We start from the raw sequence: 16,195 nt of genomic DNA on the forward strand, positions 1-16,195 counted from the left end.
GGACGATGGTTCTTCTCGGTCTGGCGAGCCTCGCCCTCGGCATCGGCGTGGGCCTCTTGCATTTCACCCTGCTGCGGGCGGGCACGGATGCGATGCTGCTCGAAAGCAAGGCGCTGAAGGCGATCGCGCTGACCGCGCTGCGCTTTGGGCTGACGATCGGGGCTCTCGTGGGCTGCGCGCTTCTGGGCGCGGTGCCGCTGCTGGCGGCGGCGCTCGGGATCGGCATCGGGCGGATGCTCACCCTGCGACGCGCGAGGTCCGCATGAATTCGCCGCTCGAGACCACCGTCCTGTTCTGGATCGGCCCCGTGCCGATCACGCAACCCGTCGTCACGACATGGGTGATGATGGTGGTGATCGTGGCAGGATGCTACGCGCTGACCCGAAACCTGAGCCTCAAGCCCGGACGGCGCCAAGCGGCGCTGGAGCTGCTGGTGACGGTGCTCGACACTCAGATCCGCGAGACGATGAGCGTAGAGCCCGGCCGCTACCGAACCTTCCTCGGCGGGCTGTTCCTGTTCATCCTGATCGCGAACTGGTCCTCGCTGATCCCGGGCGTTGAACCCCCGACCGCCAACCTCGAAACCGACGCAGCACTGGCGCTGCTCGTCTTCGTTGCGGTGATCGTCTACGGCATCCGCGCGGGCGGCGTGCGCGGCTACCTGCGCAGCTTCGCGATGCCGACGCCGCTGATGATCCCGCTGAACCTCGTCGAGACGCTGACGCGCAGCTTCTCTCTGCTGATCCGCCTGTTCGGCAATATCATGAGCGGGGTCTTCGTGATCGGGATCGTGCTCTCGCTTGCGGGGCTGTTCGTGCCGATCCCCTTCATGGCGCTCGACCTGCTGACCGGTCTTGTTCAAGCCTACATCTTTACCGTCCTCGCCATGGTCTTCATCGCGGCGGCAGTGGCGGAATCCCAAACCTCCCACGGATCCGGAAAGGACTGATCATGGAATATATTGAAGTGGCGAGCGTCATCTCGGCCGCCGCGGCGGTGGCCTTCGGGGCGCTCGGCCCCGCGCTTGGCGAAGGGCGCTCGGTCGCGGCTGCGATGGACGCGATCGCCCGCCAGCCGGAGGCCGCGAACGCGATCTCGCGCACGCTCTTCGTCGGGCTCGCGATGATCGAGACGACGGCGATCTACTGCCTCGTGATCGCGCTTCTGCTGCTGTTCGCCAACCCGTTCATCGGCTGATCATGACACTGGACTGGTGGACGCTCGGGCTGCAGACACTCAACGCGGCGGTGCTGATCTGGCTTCTGAGCCGGGTGCTTTGGCGCCCGATCGTGACTGCTATCCAGGCCCGTCAGGCCGAGGCGGACAAGCAATTGAGCGACGCGAGCGAGACCGCGCGCAAAGCCGATGACGCGAAGGCGCAGGCCGAGGCGGCGCTCGATCAGGTCGGCACGCGCAAGTCCGAGATGCTGGCGCAGGCCCAGACCGAGGCCGAAGCCGCGCGCAAGGCGCTTCTGGACCATGCCCGCGCAGAGGCCGCTGATATGGCCCGCACCGCAGAGGCCGAACGCGCTGCCCGCGCGGAGGAGGCCGAGAAACGCTATGCCGCGCGCGCCGCCGATCTGGCGCAGCGCATGGCCGAGCGGATCGGCGCGCGCCTTTCGAGGCCCGCACTGCTCGAAGCCTATGCGACGGATCTTCTGGCGCAGGTCGCGGCCCTCGACACCGAGGATCGCGCCGCGCTCGGCTCGGAGAAACTCATGCTGCGGATCAGCGAGGCGACAGAGGCCGGTTACGGAGAGGCTTTCGCCGACCGCCTCGGGAAGACCTTGGGCGAAGAGATCAGCCCAGCGATCAAAACGGATGCGGAGCTGATCTGCGGCCTCGCGCTGGAGACCAAGCACCTGCATCTCGAAAGTTCATGGGCCGCCGATCTCGCCCGGATGCGCAAGGAGGTGGCCAATGACACCCAATGATCCCGACGAGTGGCTGGACCGCAGCCTCGAGGCCATCGCGCGCGCGCCGCTCGGCCCCGTCGTGCGCCGCAGCGGGCGGGTGGAGCGCGTGTCCGACGGCGTCGCGATGGTGTCGGGCCTGCCCGAGGCCCGCGCCGGGGAGCGGTTGGTCTTCGAGGGCGGACAATCGGGCTTCGTGCATGTGCTCGACGAAGAGACCCTCGCGGCGGTGCTGCTCGACGATATCGCGGGTGTCGCGCAGGGCGATGCGGTCACCGGCACGGGCGATGTGATGCGGGTGCCGGTCGGGCCCGAACTGCTCGGCCGGATCGTCGATCCGCTCGGGCGACCCCTCGACGGGCTCGGGCCCATCACCACCACGGCCAAGCATCCGGTCGAACGCCCCGCCCCGGCGATCATCGACCGCGCGGCGGTGGTGGAGCCGATGCAGACCGGCACGCTCGTGGTGGATGCACTCTTCGCGCTTGGCCGGGGCCAGCGCGAATTGATCGTAGGCGACCGCGCGACCGGCAAGACGACCATCGCGCTCGACACGATCCTGAACCAGAAGGACGGCGACGTGACCTCGGTCTATGTCGCGATCGGGCAGAAAACCTCCTCGGTGGAGCGCGTGATCGAGACGCTTCGGCGCAACGGCGCGCTGGCGCGCACCATTGTCGTGGTCGCCGGGCCGTCGACACCGCCGGGGATGCAATGGCTCGCCCCCTTCGCAGGCATGACCATGGCCGAGGAGCTGCGCGACACCGGCGGCCACGCGCTGATCGTGCTCGACGACCTCACACGCCACGCCGCCTCGCATCGCGAGCTTGCGCTGCTGACCCGGCAGACACCAGGGCGCGAGGCCTATCCAGGCGATATCTTCTATCTTCACGCCCGGCTTCTGGAACGCGCCGCGCGGCTGTCGGACGCATTGGGCAGCGGCACGCTGACCGCGCTGCCGATTGCGGAGACCGATGCAGGCAATCTCGCTGCCTTCATCCCGACCAACCTGATCTCGATCACCGATGGGCAGATCGCGCTGGACGCCAAGCTGTTCAACCGCGGCCAGAAACCCGCCGTGGATGTCGGCACGTCGGTCAGCCGGGTCGGCGGCAAGACGCAGGCGCGCAGCCTGCGCGACGCGGCGGAGTCGATGCGGCTCGATTATGCGCAGTTCCTTGAACTGGAGATTTTCACGCGTTTCGCGGGGATGCCCGATACGCGGGTGAAGGCACAGCTTGCACGCGGGCGGGCGGTGCGCGCGGTGCTGGCGCAGATCCAGCACGCGCCGCTGCGCCTCGCGGATGAGGTGGCGCTGGTTCTGGCCGTGCAGACGGGGCTTCTCGACGGGTTGGAGCCCGCGCAGATCGACGCGCTGCGCGCGGCGCTGCCCGATGCGCTCGATGCGGCGGGGCTGTCGGGGGCGGATTTCTCCGCCACGCTGAGCGAGAGCCTGCATGACCAGATCGTGGAGTGCCTGAAAGGGCTTTTGCCGGAGCCTTCAAAATGAGCGAGCAGCTTGCCGAGATCGAAGCGCGGATCGGCAGTATCCGCACGCTCGCCTCGGTGATCCGGGCGATGCGCGCCATCGCGGGCGCGCGCGTGCGTCAGACAGAGGGAGAGCTTGCCTCGGTAGATCTGCATGCGGCGACGGTGAGCCGTGCGCTCGACCGGGTTCTGTCGCTCGCACCGACGCCGCCCAAACCCGAAGGGCCGCCGCTCACCGTTCTGTTTCTGGCCGAGCAGGGCTTTGCGGGCTCGTTCAACGCCCGGCTTCTGAGCGAGCTGGGCACGCCGCCCGGCGGTCTCGTCGTGATCGGCACGCGGGGCGCGGCGCTGGCCGCCGAACAGGGGCTGAACGCGCTTGCGCAGTTCGCCCTGCCCTCGCACGGCCCGGCGGTTCCGCCCTTCGCCGACCGGCTGGCCGAGACGCTGCTGCAACTGGCGGGCCGCGCCCCGATCGACGCATTCTACGCCCAGACGGAGGATGGCAGCTGGAAAGCCCGCCGCCGCCGTATCTTCCCCCGCCCGACCCGGTCGACTCCGCCGCCAAGCCAGCCGCCGCTGCTGACGCTACCGCCCGCGCAGCTTTGCGCGTCGCTCTTTGCCGAGCTGCTGCATGCGGAGCTGTGCCGCGTGGCGTTGCATGCCACGGCGGCGGAAAACACCGCCCGGATGCTCGCCATGGCGTCCGCCCAGGGAATGACCGAACGCAAGCTCGACGCGCTGCAACAGACCGCGCGGATTTCGCGCCAGGAGTCGGTGACGACGGAAATTCTGGAGCTTTCGGCAGGCGTCACGTCCAGCTGAGCTGAGCCCCCCACAACCCCGCTACGCACACGCATCGCTTGAAAAGCGCGCCCGCATGCAACAAGACTTGGGCTCGAGCAGAAACGAGGCCGATGTGACGCAAGAGATGTCCCCCGAGGCGCAACCCGGGTCGGGAGATGACCCGATCGACATGCGGATCATGGCGATCTTTCCCGAACTGACCCCCAGCGAGAAACGCCTTGCCGAAGTCGTGCTCGAAGCGCAGTCGACGCTGTCGAGCTACACCGCTGCGGAACTCGCCGAGAGCGCGGGGATTTCCTCGGCCACGGCGGCGCGCTTCTTCAAGCGGCTGGGCTATCGCAATTACAACGAGGCGCGGCTGCATTCGCGGCGCAACGGGAGCTGGGGCTCGCCGCTGAGCGAGTTGAGCGACGGCACCACGCCGGGGCAACTGGCCGATCACTTCGCGCAGGATATGCAGAACCTGACCCGCAGCACCGAGATCCTGTCCGAAGAGGCGGTCGCCGATGCGGTCGAGCATCTCGCCTCGGCCCGCCGGATCTGGGTGCTGGGCTATCGGAATTCGCGGGCGCTCGCGATCTATGCCCGCGCCTTGCTGCTCAATCTGAAATCGGACGTGCAGCTTCTGCCTTATGAGGGCGCGTCGCTCGCCGAGGATGTCGCGGGGTTCGCGCCGGGCGATGTGCTGCTGGCGATCGGGCTGCGGCGCAGGCCGCGCGCGCTCGGCGAAGTGATGACCGTCGCGCGCGAAGCGGGCATCCCGACGATCCTGATCGGCGACCCCACCGTGGCGCAGACCGCGCGCCACGCGACGATCACCCTGCGCTGCCACAATCGCGGGCAAGGCATCTTCGACAGCACGGTCGTCGCGATGAGCCTGATCAACTTCCTCTGCTCGAGCCTGGTGGACTCGCTGGGCCCCGAAGCGCGCGCCCGACTCGCCCGGATCGAGGACCTTCATGCGCGTTTCGACGACCTCGGACCGCCCCCGGAGAGCCTTGAGGCGCTCACCAAGGCTGCAAAACAGGACAAATAGCGCCTAAAAACTGCGCATGGCCCGAATGAAAGCGTATTTTCATTTTTAGCATTTTGTGAAATAATTCTTTCCTGCGAAGGTGACCTCGCCATCTCATGCAGCGAAAGGATATGCCATGGATCGCCGACTATTCCTGAAATCTGCGCTTGCGGGCACCGCTCTCGGGGCGTTCGGCCCGGCGGGACGAGCGCTGGCCGCGACCGATCTTCTTTGGATGACCTGGGAGAACCTCGCGAAAGACGACTATCTCGCGCCCTTCCTCGACAGCCATGACGTCGACCTGACCAAAACCTTCATCGGTACCGATGACGAGCAATTCGCGAAACTGCGCGCGGGCGGGGCCTCCTCGGTCGACCTGATCACGCCCGGCCTCGACAAGGTGTCCTACTACACCGCCTCGGACCTTCTGCAGCCGATCGACTTCGACAAGGTGCCGAACGCGAAGCTCCTCTACGACACGTTCAAGAAGACCGATCTGGGCAAGACGGACGGCCAGACCTACGGCATCCCCTTCTATTGGGGCATCAACCCGATCGTCTATCGCGCCGACCTGATGGATGAAGAGCCCGACTGGTCGGTCTTCTTCGAGGGCGACAAATACAACGGCAAGCTCGCGATGCGCGACTACGCGCTCGAAGGGATCATGATCGCCGCGATGTATCTGGGCATTCCGCGCGACGAGATGTTCACGATGGACGACAAGCAGCTCGCCGAAGTGAAAAAGGTGCTGATGATCCAGAAGAGCAAGCTGCGCACCTACTGGAACTCCATCGGCGACCTGACCAACCTCTTCGCGACCGGCGAAGTGGTCTGCGCCTTCTCCTGGGTGCCGCCCTATTACGACCTGAAGGAAAAGGGTCTCGAGATGGGCATGGCCAAACCCAAGCAGGGCGTCATCGGCTGGTGCGACACGATCGCCGTACCCAAGGGCGTTGAGGGCGCGCGTCGGGACTCGGTCTTCGAGCTGGTGAACTACCTGCTCGGCCCGACCTACGGCAAAATGCTCGCCTATGGCGGCCCCTATGCGCAATCGACTTCGGCTGCGCGCGACGAGATCGATCCCGAGCAGCAGGAGAAGATCTTCATCAAGGACCTGTCGGTGATGGATAACTTCGTCTGGAAGCAAAATCCGCCGCGCTACAACGACTGGGTCGCACTCTGGAACGAAGTGAAGGCCAGCTAAGAATGACCGAGGCAGGTTCCGGGCCGACGGGTGGGCAGGGGCAGACAATGCCCCTGCTCCGCGCGCGTGCCCTTTGTAAGACTTATGGCACCGTGCAGGCCGTGCGCGGTGTGAATTTCCGGCTCGACGAGAATTCCTACGTCACGCTGCTGGGGCCTTCGGGCTGCGGCAAGACCTCGATCCTGCGCATGATCGGCGGGTTCGAGGAGGTGAGCGAGGGGATGCTTGAGCTTGACGGCAAGAAGATCAACGACGTGTCCGCAAGCGCCCGCCCGATCAACACCGTCTTCCAGAGCTATGCCCTCTTCCCGCATCTGAGCGTGCTGGAAAACGTGGGCTTCGGCCTGCGCTACAAGGGGCTGAGCCGCAAGGAAGAACGCGAAAAGGCCCGCGCGGCGCTGGAAACCGTCCAGATGTCCGCGATGGCCGACCGCCGCCCGCGCCAGCTTTCGGGCGGACAGCAACAGCGCGTGGCGCTGGCCCGCGCGATTGCCAACGAGCCGCGCCTTCTGCTGCTGGACGAGCCGCTCTCCGCGCTCGACCGGCGGATGCGCAAGGACATGCAGATCGAACTGAAAGACCTGCAGCGGCGACTGAAAATGACCTTTCTCCATGTCACCCACGATCAGGAAGAGGCCTTCGCGCTCTCGGATTGGATCATCGTGATGCGTGACGGGATCATCGAACAACAAGGCGCGCCGGATACGATCTATCGCCGCCCCGAGACCGCTTATGTGGCCGATTTCATCGGCGGCGCGGCCTGCGTGCCGGGCAAGATCACCGACACCGCCATCGGCGCCTATGAGATCGAGACCCCCTTGGGCCAGTTCGCGACACCCGGCGTGCGCGGTCTCAAAGCCGGATCTCCCGCCGTGCTCTGCCTGCGCCCCGAGCAACTGTTCCTCGACCCGCAGGGCCGGATTTCCGCCCGCGTGACCCATGCCGTCTATCGCGGCGCGGAGTGGCTGGTGGAAGCCGAGGCCGCGGGCATCACGCTGGCGCTGACCGTCGGCCATGACGACGTGCCCGAGATCGGCGCGGAGATCCGCATCGGTTTCGATCCGGCACAGGTCTGGATCGCGCGGACCGAGGCCGAACGGAGGGCGGACCGGGCCACGGAGGCCAAGCCATGAGCCTGCGCGTCGGCACGCTCCTCGCCGCCCCGGTGACGGCCTTCCTGCTGGCGCTTTGCGTGGCGCCGCTGCTGATCCTCTTCGCCTACAGCTTCTTCCGCGTCGATTTCGTCGCGATCTCCTACGATCCGTCTTTCGCCAATTACGCAAAGATCGCAGGCTCTGCGACCTATCGCGGGCTGATCCTGAAGGCCTTCGGCTCGGGCGCGCTCGTGGTCGCGATCACCGCCGTGATCGGCTACCCGGTCGCGTGGTTCCTCGCCAAACGCGCGGGCGCGATGAAATCCGCGCTGCTAACGCTGCTGCTGGTGCCGCTTTATTCCGGCGATCTGGTGCGGGTGTTCGCGTGGCGCGTGCTTCTGGGCGCCGAGGGCGTCATCAACCGCTCGCTGATCTGGGCAGGTGTCACCGACGCGCCCATTCAGGGGCTGCTGTTCTCGCCGCTCGCGACCCATATCGCGCTGACCTACAACTACCTGCCCTTCATGGTGATCGGGCTGTGGCTCGCCTTCGAGAGCCTCGACGACGCGTGGCTTGAAGCCGCCGCCGATCTGGGCGCGCGCAGCCCCAGCCGGTTCGCCCGCGTGACCCTGCCGCTGACCTTCCCCGGCCTTGTCGCCGGTGGGCTGATGGTCTTCGTGATGGTGGTCGGCGATTACCTCACACCGCAGCTGCTGGGCGGGGCCTCGGGGATCACCGTGATCTCGGCGATCAACGACCTCTTCGGCACCGCCTTCGACTGGCCGCTGGGCTCGGCCATCGCCTGGACGATGCTCGCGATCCTGATGGCTTTCTTTGCCATGGGCGCGATGCTGATCCGCCGCTCGAGCCTTGTGGGAGGGTCCTGACATGTCGCGACTCTCCACGCTTTGGGTCTGGGCGGTCTTCGCCTTCATGTATTTGCCGATCGCGATGATCGCGCTGTTTTCGGTCAATGATTCCAAGATCATGTCGCTGCCGTTTTCGGGCTTCACCCTGAAATGGTATGCCGAGGTGATGGGCGACGGACGTCTGGGCGGGGGCTTCCTGACCACGCTGAGCGTCGCCTTCCCCGTCGCGATCTGCGCGACGCTTCTGGGCGGGCTCGCCGCTTTGGCGATCAGCTTCTACCCGATGCGCGGACGCGGCATCTTCGCGGTCCTGCTGCTCGCGCCCTTCCTGATCCCGAAGCTGATCCTCGCCGTGGCGCAGCTGATCATGTTCAACGAGACCGGGGTGGAGCGCAGCCTGCTGACGGTGATCGCCGCGCAGACGGTGATCGTGCTGCCCTTCTCGACGCTGGTGATCGCCTCGGTGCTGATCCGGATCGACCGTGGACTGCTGGAAGCCGCCGCCGATCTGGGCGCTTCCGGCCTCTCCGCCTTCCGCCGGGTGGTGCTGCCGCTGATGGCGAACGGGCTGATGGCGTCGTGGGTCGTGGCCTTCGTGCTGTCCTCGGCCGAATACGTCCTGACCGCTTTCGTCTCCGGCCGCGCGCAACCGCTTTCGGTGCTCGTCGCCTCCGACTTCCGCTTCGCGCTCTCTCCCTCACTCAACGCGCTCGCCGTGATGATCGTGTTCGGCAACATTGCCCTCGTGGCGCTGGCCGAGCTGATCCGCCGCCGCGCCTCCAAGACGGGGGCCTGAGCGCGATGACCAACCACAAGGACCCCACCATGATTTTCGAAAATGCCCTCGGAGAGGGGCAATCCAACGAGCTCATTCTGAACCCCCATTACGACACCGCGAAAGGCTACGGGCCCAAGCAAGAGGCCGTTCTGAACGACGCGGCTTTCGATCTGGCCAAGCGCACGATTTCTTCGTGGGAGGGCTACGCGCCGACGCCCCTCGTCTTGCTGCCCGCAATGGCGGCAAAGACGGGTGTGGCCGAGATTCAGTTCAAGGATGAGGGCGGGCGCTTCGGCCTCGGCAGCTTCAAGGCCTTGGGCGGCGCCTATGCGGTGCTGCGGCTTCTGGCCCGCGAGATCGCGAAGGCGAAAGACATCCCCGAACCCAGCGCCGAAGACATCGTCGCGGGCAAATATGCCGATATCGTTTCGCAACTGACCGTCTGCTGCGCCACGGACGGCAATCACGGGCGCTCGGTCGCGTGGGGCGCGCAACGCTTCGGCTGCCGCTGTGTGATCTTTATCCACGCCACGGTCTCGGAGGGCCGCAAGGAGGCCATCGAGGCTTACGGCGCCGAGGTCCGCCGCTGCGCAGGCAATTACGACGACAGCGTCCGCGAGGCGCAGGAGACCGCAACCCGCGAAGGCTGGTTCGTCGTCTCCGACACCTCCTATCCGGGCTATACCGAGATCCCGAAAGACGTGATGCAGGGCTACGAACTGATGGCGGCGGAAGCGGCCGATACGCTTGGCACCCCGCCCACCCATATCTTCATCCAGACCGGCGTCGGCGGGCTGGCGGCGGCGGTCGCGGCACAATTCGCGCGCCGTTACGGCCCCGATGCTCCGCGCGTGATCCTTGCCGATCCCGACCAATCGGCCTGCTGGCTCGAGACGATCCGCGAAAGCAAGCCCACCGCCGTCGAGGGCGATCTGGACACGCTGATGGCAGGTCTGGCCTGTGGCGAGGTCTCGCTGCTGGCGTGGGACGTGCTCGAGCCGCTGACCTTCGCGGTAATGTCCGTGACCGACCCCGATGCCGTTGCGGTGATGCGCGCGCTGGCCAACCCCGAGGGGGGCGATCCGCCGGTGGCCGCCGGAGAATCCGCCGTGGCGGGGCTCGCCGCCTTCCTCGCCGCCGCCGAGAACGATGAGGCGCGCGCAGCCCTCGGGATCGACGCGAATTCCCGCATCCTGTGTTTCGGCACGGAAGGCGACACCGACGCCGCGCTGTTCAAAACCCTCGTCGGTCGCAGCGCCGCTGAAGTTCGGGGCGCGGCATGAGTATCGCGATCGACATCGAGCGCCTGATGGCGCGATTGGAACGGCTGGGACAGATCGGCGCCCTGCCCGGTGGCGGCGTGAAGCGCCTCGCACTTTCCCCTGAAGACGCCGAAGGCCGCGCACTCGTGATGCGCTGGATGTGCGACCTCGGGCTCGAGATCACCACGGATGTCATCGGCAATTGCTGGGGTATCCGCGCGGGCGAGGAAGACGGCCCACCGGTTCTGATGGGCTCGCATATCGATACGGTTGCGACGGGCGGTCTCTATGACGGCAGCCTCGGCGTGTTGGCCGGGCTGGAGGTGATCGAGGCGCTCAATGCGGCTGACGCGCGCACCCGCCGCCCCGTTGCGGTCGCGTTTTTCACCAATGAGGAAGGCGCGCGCTTCGCCCCGGACATGATGGGCTCGGGCGTGGCGCAAGGCGCGCTGCCGCTCGAAGAGATGCTGGAGGTGGAAGGCATCGACGGGGTGCGCCTGCGCGATGCGCTCGCCGCCATCGATGCCGCAGGCCCTGCCCCGGTCGGCGCGCTGAAACCGCATAGCTATCTGGAGCTTCATATCGAACAGGGCCCGGTGCTGGAGACCGAAGAGCTGCAGATTGGCGTCGTCACCGGCGTGCAGGGCATTTCCTGGACCGAGATCACCGTCACAGGCGCCTCCGCCCATGCGGGCACGACGCCGATGGCGCTGCGCCATGATGCAGGCGCCGTGGCGGCCCGGATCGCGGTCGAAGCGCAGCAGATCGCCGCCGATCACGGCCCGCCGCAGGTCGCGACCGTGGGGCGCCTACGCGTCTCGCCCGATCTGGTGAACGTGGTGCCGCAGGAAGCGGTGATGACCGTCGATCTGCGCCATACCGACGAGGCCACGCTGCAAAAGGCCGAGACCCGGCTCTGGCGCGCCGCGCAGGATTTCGCACGCACGGGGGGCTGCGCGATCACGCGCCGAACGCTGGCCCGCTTCGAGCCGGTGGAGTTCGACCCCGCGCTGGTGGACAGCGTGGAAGCAGCCGCCCATGCGCGCGGGCTGGGCCATCGCCGGATGCCCTCGGGCGCGGGCCATGACGCGCAGATGTTCGCGCCCAATTGCCCTTCGGCCATGATCTTCGTGCCCTCGCAGGACGGGGTCAGCCACAACATTCACGAATATACCGCCCCCTCGGACATCGCGGGCGGGGCACAGGTGCTGATGGATGTCGTCTGCCAGCAGGCGGAGCTTCAGGACGCGCCCGAATTTCAAACGACCGAGACAGGACAATTGCCATGACCCGCAAATTCATTGCCGCCGCAGCCCAGCTTGGACCGATTGCGCGTGACGAGCCGCGTGCCTCTGCCGTGGCTCGGATGCAGAAGCTCTTGATCGACGCCCATCGGCGCGGCGCGGAACTGGTCGTCTTTCCCGAACTCGCGTTGACCACCTTCTTTCCGCGCTGGCTGATCGAGGACGAGGCCGAGCTCGACGCATTCTACGAGACCGAGATGCCGAATGCGGAGGTGCAGCCGCTGTTCGACACTGCCCGTGACCTCGGTGTCGGCTTCTATCTCGGCTATGCGGAGATCGCCTACGAGCACGGCCAGAAGCGCCGGTTCAACACGTCGATCACCGTCGACAAGACCGGCCAGATCATCGGCAAATATCGCAAGATCCACCTGCCCGGCCATCCTGAATACGAGGACTGGCGCCCCTTCCAGCATCTGGAGAAGCGCTATTTCGAGCACGGCAATCTGGGCTTTGGCGTCTTCGACGGGTTCGGCGGCAAGCTGGGCATGTGCCTGTGCAACGACCGCCGCTGGCCCGAGACCTTCCGCGTGCTGGGTCTGCGCGGGGCGGAACTGGTGATGCTGGGTTACAATACGCCGGTGCATTATCCGCTCGCGCCCGAGCATGACCATCTGCAGGACTTCCACAACCACCTGTCGATGCAGGCGGGTGCCTATGCGAACGGGTGCTGGGTGATCGGCACCGCGAAAGCGGGGCGCGAAGAGGGCTGCGATCTGATCGGCGGCACATGCATCATCGCACCCACCGGCGAGATCATCGCCAAGACCCAAGGCTTCGGCGATGAGCTGGCGATGGCCGAAATCGACCTCGACCGCTGCCGCGAGCTGCGTGAGAACGTCTTCAACTTCGCGCTTCACCGCGAGCCGGACGACTACCGCGACATCTGCGCGGGATAAGAAAGTCGATGAGGGTGAAGACTACCGATCAGTGCAGCGGCGCATTCGAGGCCGCGAGCTGTTCTGCATAGGCGCCCCGAACCTTGAGCGACGAGAGCATCGGCTGGGACTGCATGATGTATCCCTCGAGGAAGGTGACGAGGGCGATGCGCCACCGGCGTTCGATCTCGATATAGGGATCGGAGGTGGCGAAAGAACTCACGTTGACGGAGACCGAGAATTTCTGCGGATCGAAAGTCGCGCGTTGGTCGAGCAATTCGGAGCGCAAGGCCGGGGTGAACACCTTTTCCGGCTGCGCCAGCGTCGCCAGACCTTTCAAGTTGATCGAGTCGCCGAGAGCGTCACGGGTGCCGTCCTGGAAATTAAGGGAGAATTTGCCCACTTCAGCCACACCGCGCTCATCAAGCTTAACCAACAATTCAAGCGACACGTGTTTAACATTCATAATCAATACCTCCGTTGGACGCGAGTGGCTCCGAATGGACCTGTGCGGCTCGCCGACGAGGGCTGGATCACATGCAAGAGCGGCGATGTTGTGACTTGAATTGGGCAACTATGTCAAAGTTAGTTTCTGACGCTGCGTGATCTTTCGAGCTGACGATTAGGCCTCCATCTGCGGGGCCTGCCATCGAGAAATACCCTTGCGGCAATCTCCCGCTCATGTGCGCCGGGAAATCCTCTGCGTGGCGCCGCTGCGTCAGTGGCACTAAATACATCCACAGCAAAAGAAAAATATTGTCGCGCCCCACGGTGCGCCTCAAATAATTGAACTGGTCCGTTCACTTTGAGGACCCGAGTCGTTTTGAAAGGAACCCGACATGCAAAGCCCGATGAAGAAAAAGGCCGTACTCGCTCTGGTCGCATGCTGCGCCATGGGCATTCTGGCCGCCTGCGCCCAAACCGAGGGCACGGCGACCGCTGCAAACGTTCCGAACATGAAGGCGAACATCGAAAACCCGATGTAAGCGAGCGGAGCTGTCTTACGGCACCAAAGCCGACCCGCTACTGACGCGCCCTCTCGACATCCGCGAGGAGCGCGTCAGGAGCGATCCCGCGTTTCTCCGCACTGGCGCGGACGGCTTGCTGCAGTGATTTGCTACGGCTCAGCAGACGACGGAAGCGGGCTTCGTCCAATTCCAGAAGGGTCGACGGGGTGATCGCGCGCACTTCGGTCCTGCGCGTCCGTCTCATCAGGATCGACAGCTGACCGAACATCTCGCCGCGACCCAGCCGCCACGTCTGGTTGGCCGCCTCGACCTCGACGGCCCCGGAGGCGATGAAGAACACGCTTTTCGCGACGCTGTCGCGGCCGAGAATGACCTCCCCCGCATTGGCGTGCCGCGCCTTGAGCAAACGGCTCAAGCGTTTCTGGTCCCGGGCATCGAGACCGGAGAACAGCGGAAATTGCCGCACGAGCTCGATGCGCCGCAGCGCGATATCGAGCTTGGGGCGATCCTCCGCGCGCGACCGCTTCTGCGCGAGGCCTGCCCGGAGCTTGGTGTAGACCTCATCGCCGATCAGGCCGTCTTCGCGCATCGTCTCGTATTCACGCTCCTCCAGCCGCAGCGCGGTCCGACGAATGATGCGTCGTTCGAGCTCTTCGGCGTAGCCGGGATATTGCAGACGCAGCCCCTGCAGCGCGGTTTCGACGATTTCGATGCGGCGCGACAGCAGGTCAGAGAGCAGGTCGCTCACGCGCTTGCCATGAATGCGGCGGATGCGGCCGCTGATGAAGCCGCCGAGATCGCGCAGCACCAGACGCTGCGACAGGAGCATCTCGAACCGGTCCGCCGTCATCCGCGCGAGGGGGCGCGACAGGTGGAGGCGGCGATGCAGGATATTCGCGACGCGGAACCCGAAGCCATATTTGACGCTGCGCCGCGCGATCCGGTTATAGCCGTGCCGCCCGTCCGCGCGCGCGCCCTCGATGAGGCGGTCGGCGTTCGACAGTACCTGTTCGGCGATGCGAGAGGCGATCGTCCGCTCCCGCACCCGCATCAGGATGGTGTCGCGTTCATGGCCGGCGAGCGCGATGAGCCCCAAGGTAATGCGGTCGCGGTCGTGGATGTCCTGACTGTCGTCGGCGGCCTTGACCGCGCCCTCCAGCCGCTCCCCGAACCGCTTGGCTTCGGAGCGGACGACGTCTCGGCTGAGTTCGTAATTCTCGGTGGTTCGTGCGAGGTCTTCGCGCACTTTCTGCAGCGAGACGGCGACGACCTGGCGCGATAGCGCATCGTCGATCGGCGACAGCCGGTCCAGCCCCAGCCGACCGATGATCCAGCGCAGCGTGGTGCCCTGCCCGATCAGTGTGAACAGCGTGAAGCCGGTGGCGAGGATGCCGACCATGCGCTGAACCTCGTCGGGGACGCGGAAACTCTCGGTCACCGCCAGCGCCAGCGCGAGCGTCACCGCCCCGCGCAACCCGCCCCAGAGGATGGCGACCCGGTAGGGCCGCTCGACCGTGGGCGAGACCCGCAGCGCCGTGAGAAGAGGCAGCAGCCCGAAGAGGATCACCGCGCGCGCGAAAATGGACGCGAGGACCACGACACCGACGAGGGCGATATCCCCGATCCGGATCTCCTCCAGAAGTCGCGGGATCAACAGCGCCGCCAGAACGAAGATGAGCGCCCCCGCCCAATGCGCCAGAACACCCCAGAGCTCGCGCAGATTGATCCATGTCTGCGGTTGCAGACGTCCGGGCCCCGTCAGGTTCAGCGTCAGACCGGCGGCGACCACCGCGATGACACCCGAGGCGCCGATGCTTTGCTCCGCGCCGATATAGGCCAGGTAAGGCAGTGCCACCGAGATCGAGAGCTGGGCAAGCTCATGGCGCCGGAAGAACGACATCATCCCGACGGCGATCCGCGCGACCAGCCAGCCCGTGAACGCGCCGCCGAGGATGAGATACGGAAACCGGGCGAGCGCATCGCCGAGCTTCGGATCGGGCACGCCCATCATCACGAAGCCCATGAACAGCCCGAACAGCGCGATGGCCGCGGCATCGTTGAGCAGGCTTTCCCCTTCGATGATCCGCGACAGCCGGCGCGGGGCAGAGATCGAGCGGAAGATCGAGACGACGGCGGACGGGTCGGTCGTGGACACGATCGCGCCGATGAGCAGGCACGCGGTGAGCGGGATCGAAGAGACCCAGGACAGAGCGTAACCGACGCTGAGGGTGGCCGCGACGACCGCCACCACCGCAAGCATCAGGATGGGAACCCAGTCGTCCAGCATCCTGCGCAGGTCCATCCCCAACGTCGCCTGAAACAGCAGCGTGGGCAGGAACACGTAGAGAAACACGTTCGAGCGGATCGGAAGGTTCAGGATCGCTTCCGCGACCGGATTGAGCGCGTCGGTCAGCTCGGTCCGGAGGAAGAACACAGCCGCCACACCGATGAGGATACCGATGCCCGCAAGGATCACGCTGAAGGGCAGACGCAGCCGCGCAGCCAATGGCTCCGCCACCCCGATGACGAGGAAAAGCGACGCGACAATCGTGGTGATGACGACGATATCCATTCAGTCGAAATACCACGCTGATCGGCGGACGCACGGGGAATTGAAAGGT

General features: G+C 65.8%; 17 protein-coding genes. 15 read left to right on the plus strand and 2 right to left on the minus strand.

Going from position 1 to position 16,195, the window contains the following annotated elements; all coding sequences use genetic code 11:
- The first annotated feature begins 5 nt into the window (after positions 1-5).
- The 14 genes from BMI91_RS04425 (at position 6) to BMI91_RS04490 (ending at position 12,627) form a co-directional block, all read left to right on the plus strand.
- Positions 6-266 carry a hypothetical protein gene (locus tag BMI91_RS04425; protein WP_078569627.1) on the plus strand — a complete coding sequence of 87 codons (261 nt, stop codon included), beginning with the start codon at positions 6-8 and terminating at the stop codon, positions 264-266.
- Entirely contained in the window at positions 263-949 is a 687-nt protein-coding gene (locus BMI91_RS04430) for a F0F1 ATP synthase subunit A (RefSeq protein WP_078604080.1), read from the plus strand. The genes BMI91_RS04425 and BMI91_RS04430 overlap by 4 nt, the downstream gene beginning before the upstream one ends.
- A gap of 2 nt (positions 950-951) precedes the next feature.
- Complete coding sequence (locus BMI91_RS04435; RefSeq protein ID WP_078519861.1) at positions 952-1,197, plus strand: F0F1 ATP synthase subunit C; 246 nt, start codon at positions 952-954, stop codon at positions 1,195-1,197.
- A gap of 2 nt (positions 1,198-1,199) precedes the next feature.
- The gene (locus tag BMI91_RS04440) at positions 1,200-1,934 is read left to right on the plus strand and encodes a F0F1 ATP synthase subunit B family protein (RefSeq protein WP_078604081.1); all 735 of its coding nucleotides are present in this window, start codon (positions 1,200-1,202) and stop codon (positions 1,932-1,934) included.
- Entirely contained in the window at positions 1,921-3,423 is a 1,503-nt protein-coding gene (locus BMI91_RS04445) for a F0F1 ATP synthase subunit alpha (RefSeq protein WP_078604082.1), read from the plus strand. Before BMI91_RS04440 ends, BMI91_RS04445 begins: the two co-directional genes overlap by 14 nt.
- The gene (locus BMI91_RS04450) at positions 3,420-4,223 is read left to right on the plus strand and encodes a F0F1 ATP synthase subunit gamma (protein WP_078604083.1); all 804 of its coding nucleotides are present in this window, start codon (positions 3,420-3,422) and stop codon (positions 4,221-4,223) included. Before BMI91_RS04445 ends, BMI91_RS04450 begins: the two co-directional genes overlap by 4 nt.
- A gap of 55 nt (positions 4,224-4,278) precedes the next feature.
- Entirely contained in the window at positions 4,279-5,241 is a 963-nt protein-coding gene (locus BMI91_RS04455) for a MurR/RpiR family transcriptional regulator (protein WP_078604084.1), read from the plus strand.
- 115 nt (positions 5,242-5,356) lie between these two features.
- Positions 5,357-6,424: a substrate-binding domain-containing protein gene (locus tag BMI91_RS04460; RefSeq protein ID WP_078604085.1), complete on the plus strand. Its 1,068-nt coding sequence runs from the start codon at positions 5,357-5,359 to the stop codon at positions 6,422-6,424.
- Positions 6,425-6,471: 47 nt separating this feature from the next.
- Positions 6,472-7,557 carry an ABC transporter ATP-binding protein gene (locus BMI91_RS04465; protein WP_078604462.1) on the plus strand — a complete coding sequence of 362 codons (1,086 nt, stop codon included), beginning with the start codon at positions 6,472-6,474 and terminating at the stop codon, positions 7,555-7,557.
- Positions 7,554-8,405, plus strand: a complete 852-nt coding sequence (locus tag BMI91_RS04470) for an ABC transporter permease (protein WP_078569632.1) — start codon at positions 7,554-7,556, stop codon at positions 8,403-8,405. Before BMI91_RS04465 ends, BMI91_RS04470 begins: the two co-directional genes overlap by 4 nt.
- 1 nt (position 8,406) lies before the next feature.
- A complete protein-coding gene (locus BMI91_RS04475) occupies positions 8,407-9,183 on the plus strand; it encodes an ABC transporter permease (protein WP_078599613.1) in 777 nt (258 codons plus the stop codon).
- Positions 9,184-9,212: 29 nt separating this feature from the next.
- Positions 9,213-10,448 carry a diaminopropionate ammonia-lyase gene (locus BMI91_RS04480; RefSeq protein ID WP_078604463.1) on the plus strand — a complete coding sequence of 412 codons (1,236 nt, stop codon included), beginning with the start codon at positions 9,213-9,215 and terminating at the stop codon, positions 10,446-10,448.
- Complete coding sequence (locus BMI91_RS04485) at positions 10,445-11,716, plus strand: Zn-dependent hydrolase (protein ID WP_078604086.1); 1,272 nt, start codon at positions 10,445-10,447, stop codon at positions 11,714-11,716. Before BMI91_RS04480 ends, BMI91_RS04485 begins: the two co-directional genes overlap by 4 nt.
- Positions 11,713-12,627 (plus strand): N-carbamoyl-D-amino-acid hydrolase, encoded by a 915-nt coding sequence (locus BMI91_RS04490; protein ID WP_078604087.1) that lies wholly within the window; start codon positions 11,713-11,715, stop codon positions 12,625-12,627. Before BMI91_RS04485 ends, BMI91_RS04490 begins: the two co-directional genes overlap by 4 nt.
- 28 nt (positions 12,628-12,655) lie before the next feature.
- Here the strand turns inward: BMI91_RS04490 and BMI91_RS04495 are convergent, their stop codons facing one another.
- A complete protein-coding gene (locus BMI91_RS04495; RefSeq protein WP_078604088.1) occupies positions 12,656-13,072 on the minus strand; it encodes a hypothetical protein in 417 nt (138 codons plus the stop codon).
- A 373-nt stretch (positions 13,073-13,445) separates the two neighbouring features.
- Between BMI91_RS04495 and BMI91_RS20010 the strand changes: the two genes are divergently transcribed.
- Positions 13,446-13,592: a hypothetical protein gene (locus BMI91_RS20010; RefSeq protein WP_158522086.1), complete on the plus strand. Its 147-nt coding sequence runs from the start codon at positions 13,446-13,448 to the stop codon at positions 13,590-13,592.
- Positions 13,593-13,629: 37 nt separating this feature from the next.
- On the opposite strand, the gene BMI91_RS04500 is transcribed toward BMI91_RS20010, so the two are convergent.
- Positions 13,630-16,146, minus strand: a complete 2,517-nt coding sequence (locus tag BMI91_RS04500) for a cation:proton antiporter (RefSeq protein ID WP_078604089.1) — start codon at positions 16,144-16,146, stop codon at positions 13,630-13,632.
- Between the last annotated feature and the right edge of the window lie 49 nt (positions 16,147-16,195).

Source organism: Thioclava sediminum (assembly GCF_002020355.1).
Classification (GTDB): domain Bacteria; phylum Pseudomonadota; class Alphaproteobacteria; order Rhodobacterales; family Rhodobacteraceae; genus Thioclava; species Thioclava sediminum.

What these genes read in the sequence shown, in the direction of transcription:
- BMI91_RS20010 (WP_158522086.1), top strand. Translation starts at nt 13,446, where the DNA reads ATGCAAAGCCCGATGAAGAAAAAGGCCGTACTCGCTCTGGTCGCATGC.
- BMI91_RS04495 (WP_078604088.1), bottom strand. Translation starts at nt 13,072, where the DNA reads ATGAATGTTAAACACGTGTCGCTTGAATTGTTGGTTAAGCTTGATGAG.
- BMI91_RS04465 (WP_078604462.1), top strand. Translation starts at nt 6,472, where the DNA reads ATGCCCCTGCTCCGCGCGCGTGCCCTTTGTAAGACTTATGGCACCGTG.
- BMI91_RS04455 (WP_078604084.1), top strand. Translation starts at nt 4,279, where the DNA reads ATGCAACAAGACTTGGGCTCGAGCAGAAACGAGGCCGATGTGACGCAA.
- BMI91_RS04435 (WP_078519861.1), top strand. Translation starts at nt 952, where the DNA reads ATGGAATATATTGAAGTGGCGAGCGTCATCTCGGCCGCCGCGGCGGTG.
- BMI91_RS04485 (WP_078604086.1), top strand. Translation starts at nt 10,445, where the DNA reads ATGAGTATCGCGATCGACATCGAGCGCCTGATGGCGCGATTGGAACGG.
- BMI91_RS04460 (WP_078604085.1), top strand. Translation starts at nt 5,357, where the DNA reads ATGGATCGCCGACTATTCCTGAAATCTGCGCTTGCGGGCACCGCTCTC.
- BMI91_RS04500 (WP_078604089.1), bottom strand. Translation starts at nt 16,146, where the DNA reads ATGGATATCGTCGTCATCACCACGATTGTCGCGTCGCTTTTCCTCGTC.
- BMI91_RS04430 (WP_078604080.1), top strand. Translation starts at nt 263, where the DNA reads ATGAATTCGCCGCTCGAGACCACCGTCCTGTTCTGGATCGGCCCCGTG.
- BMI91_RS04440 (WP_078604081.1), top strand. Translation starts at nt 1,200, where the DNA reads ATGACACTGGACTGGTGGACGCTCGGGCTGCAGACACTCAACGCGGCG.
- BMI91_RS04475 (WP_078599613.1), top strand. Translation starts at nt 8,407, where the DNA reads ATGTCGCGACTCTCCACGCTTTGGGTCTGGGCGGTCTTCGCCTTCATG.
- BMI91_RS04480 (WP_078604463.1), top strand. Translation starts at nt 9,213, where the DNA reads ATGATTTTCGAAAATGCCCTCGGAGAGGGGCAATCCAACGAGCTCATT.
- BMI91_RS04445 (WP_078604082.1), top strand. Translation starts at nt 1,921, where the DNA reads ATGACACCCAATGATCCCGACGAGTGGCTGGACCGCAGCCTCGAGGCC.
- BMI91_RS04425 (WP_078569627.1), top strand. Translation starts at nt 6, where the DNA reads ATGGTTCTTCTCGGTCTGGCGAGCCTCGCCCTCGGCATCGGCGTGGGC.
- BMI91_RS04450 (WP_078604083.1), top strand. Translation starts at nt 3,420, where the DNA reads ATGAGCGAGCAGCTTGCCGAGATCGAAGCGCGGATCGGCAGTATCCGC.
- BMI91_RS04470 (WP_078569632.1), top strand. Translation starts at nt 7,554, where the DNA reads ATGAGCCTGCGCGTCGGCACGCTCCTCGCCGCCCCGGTGACGGCCTTC.
- BMI91_RS04490 (WP_078604087.1), top strand. Translation starts at nt 11,713, where the DNA reads ATGACCCGCAAATTCATTGCCGCCGCAGCCCAGCTTGGACCGATTGCG.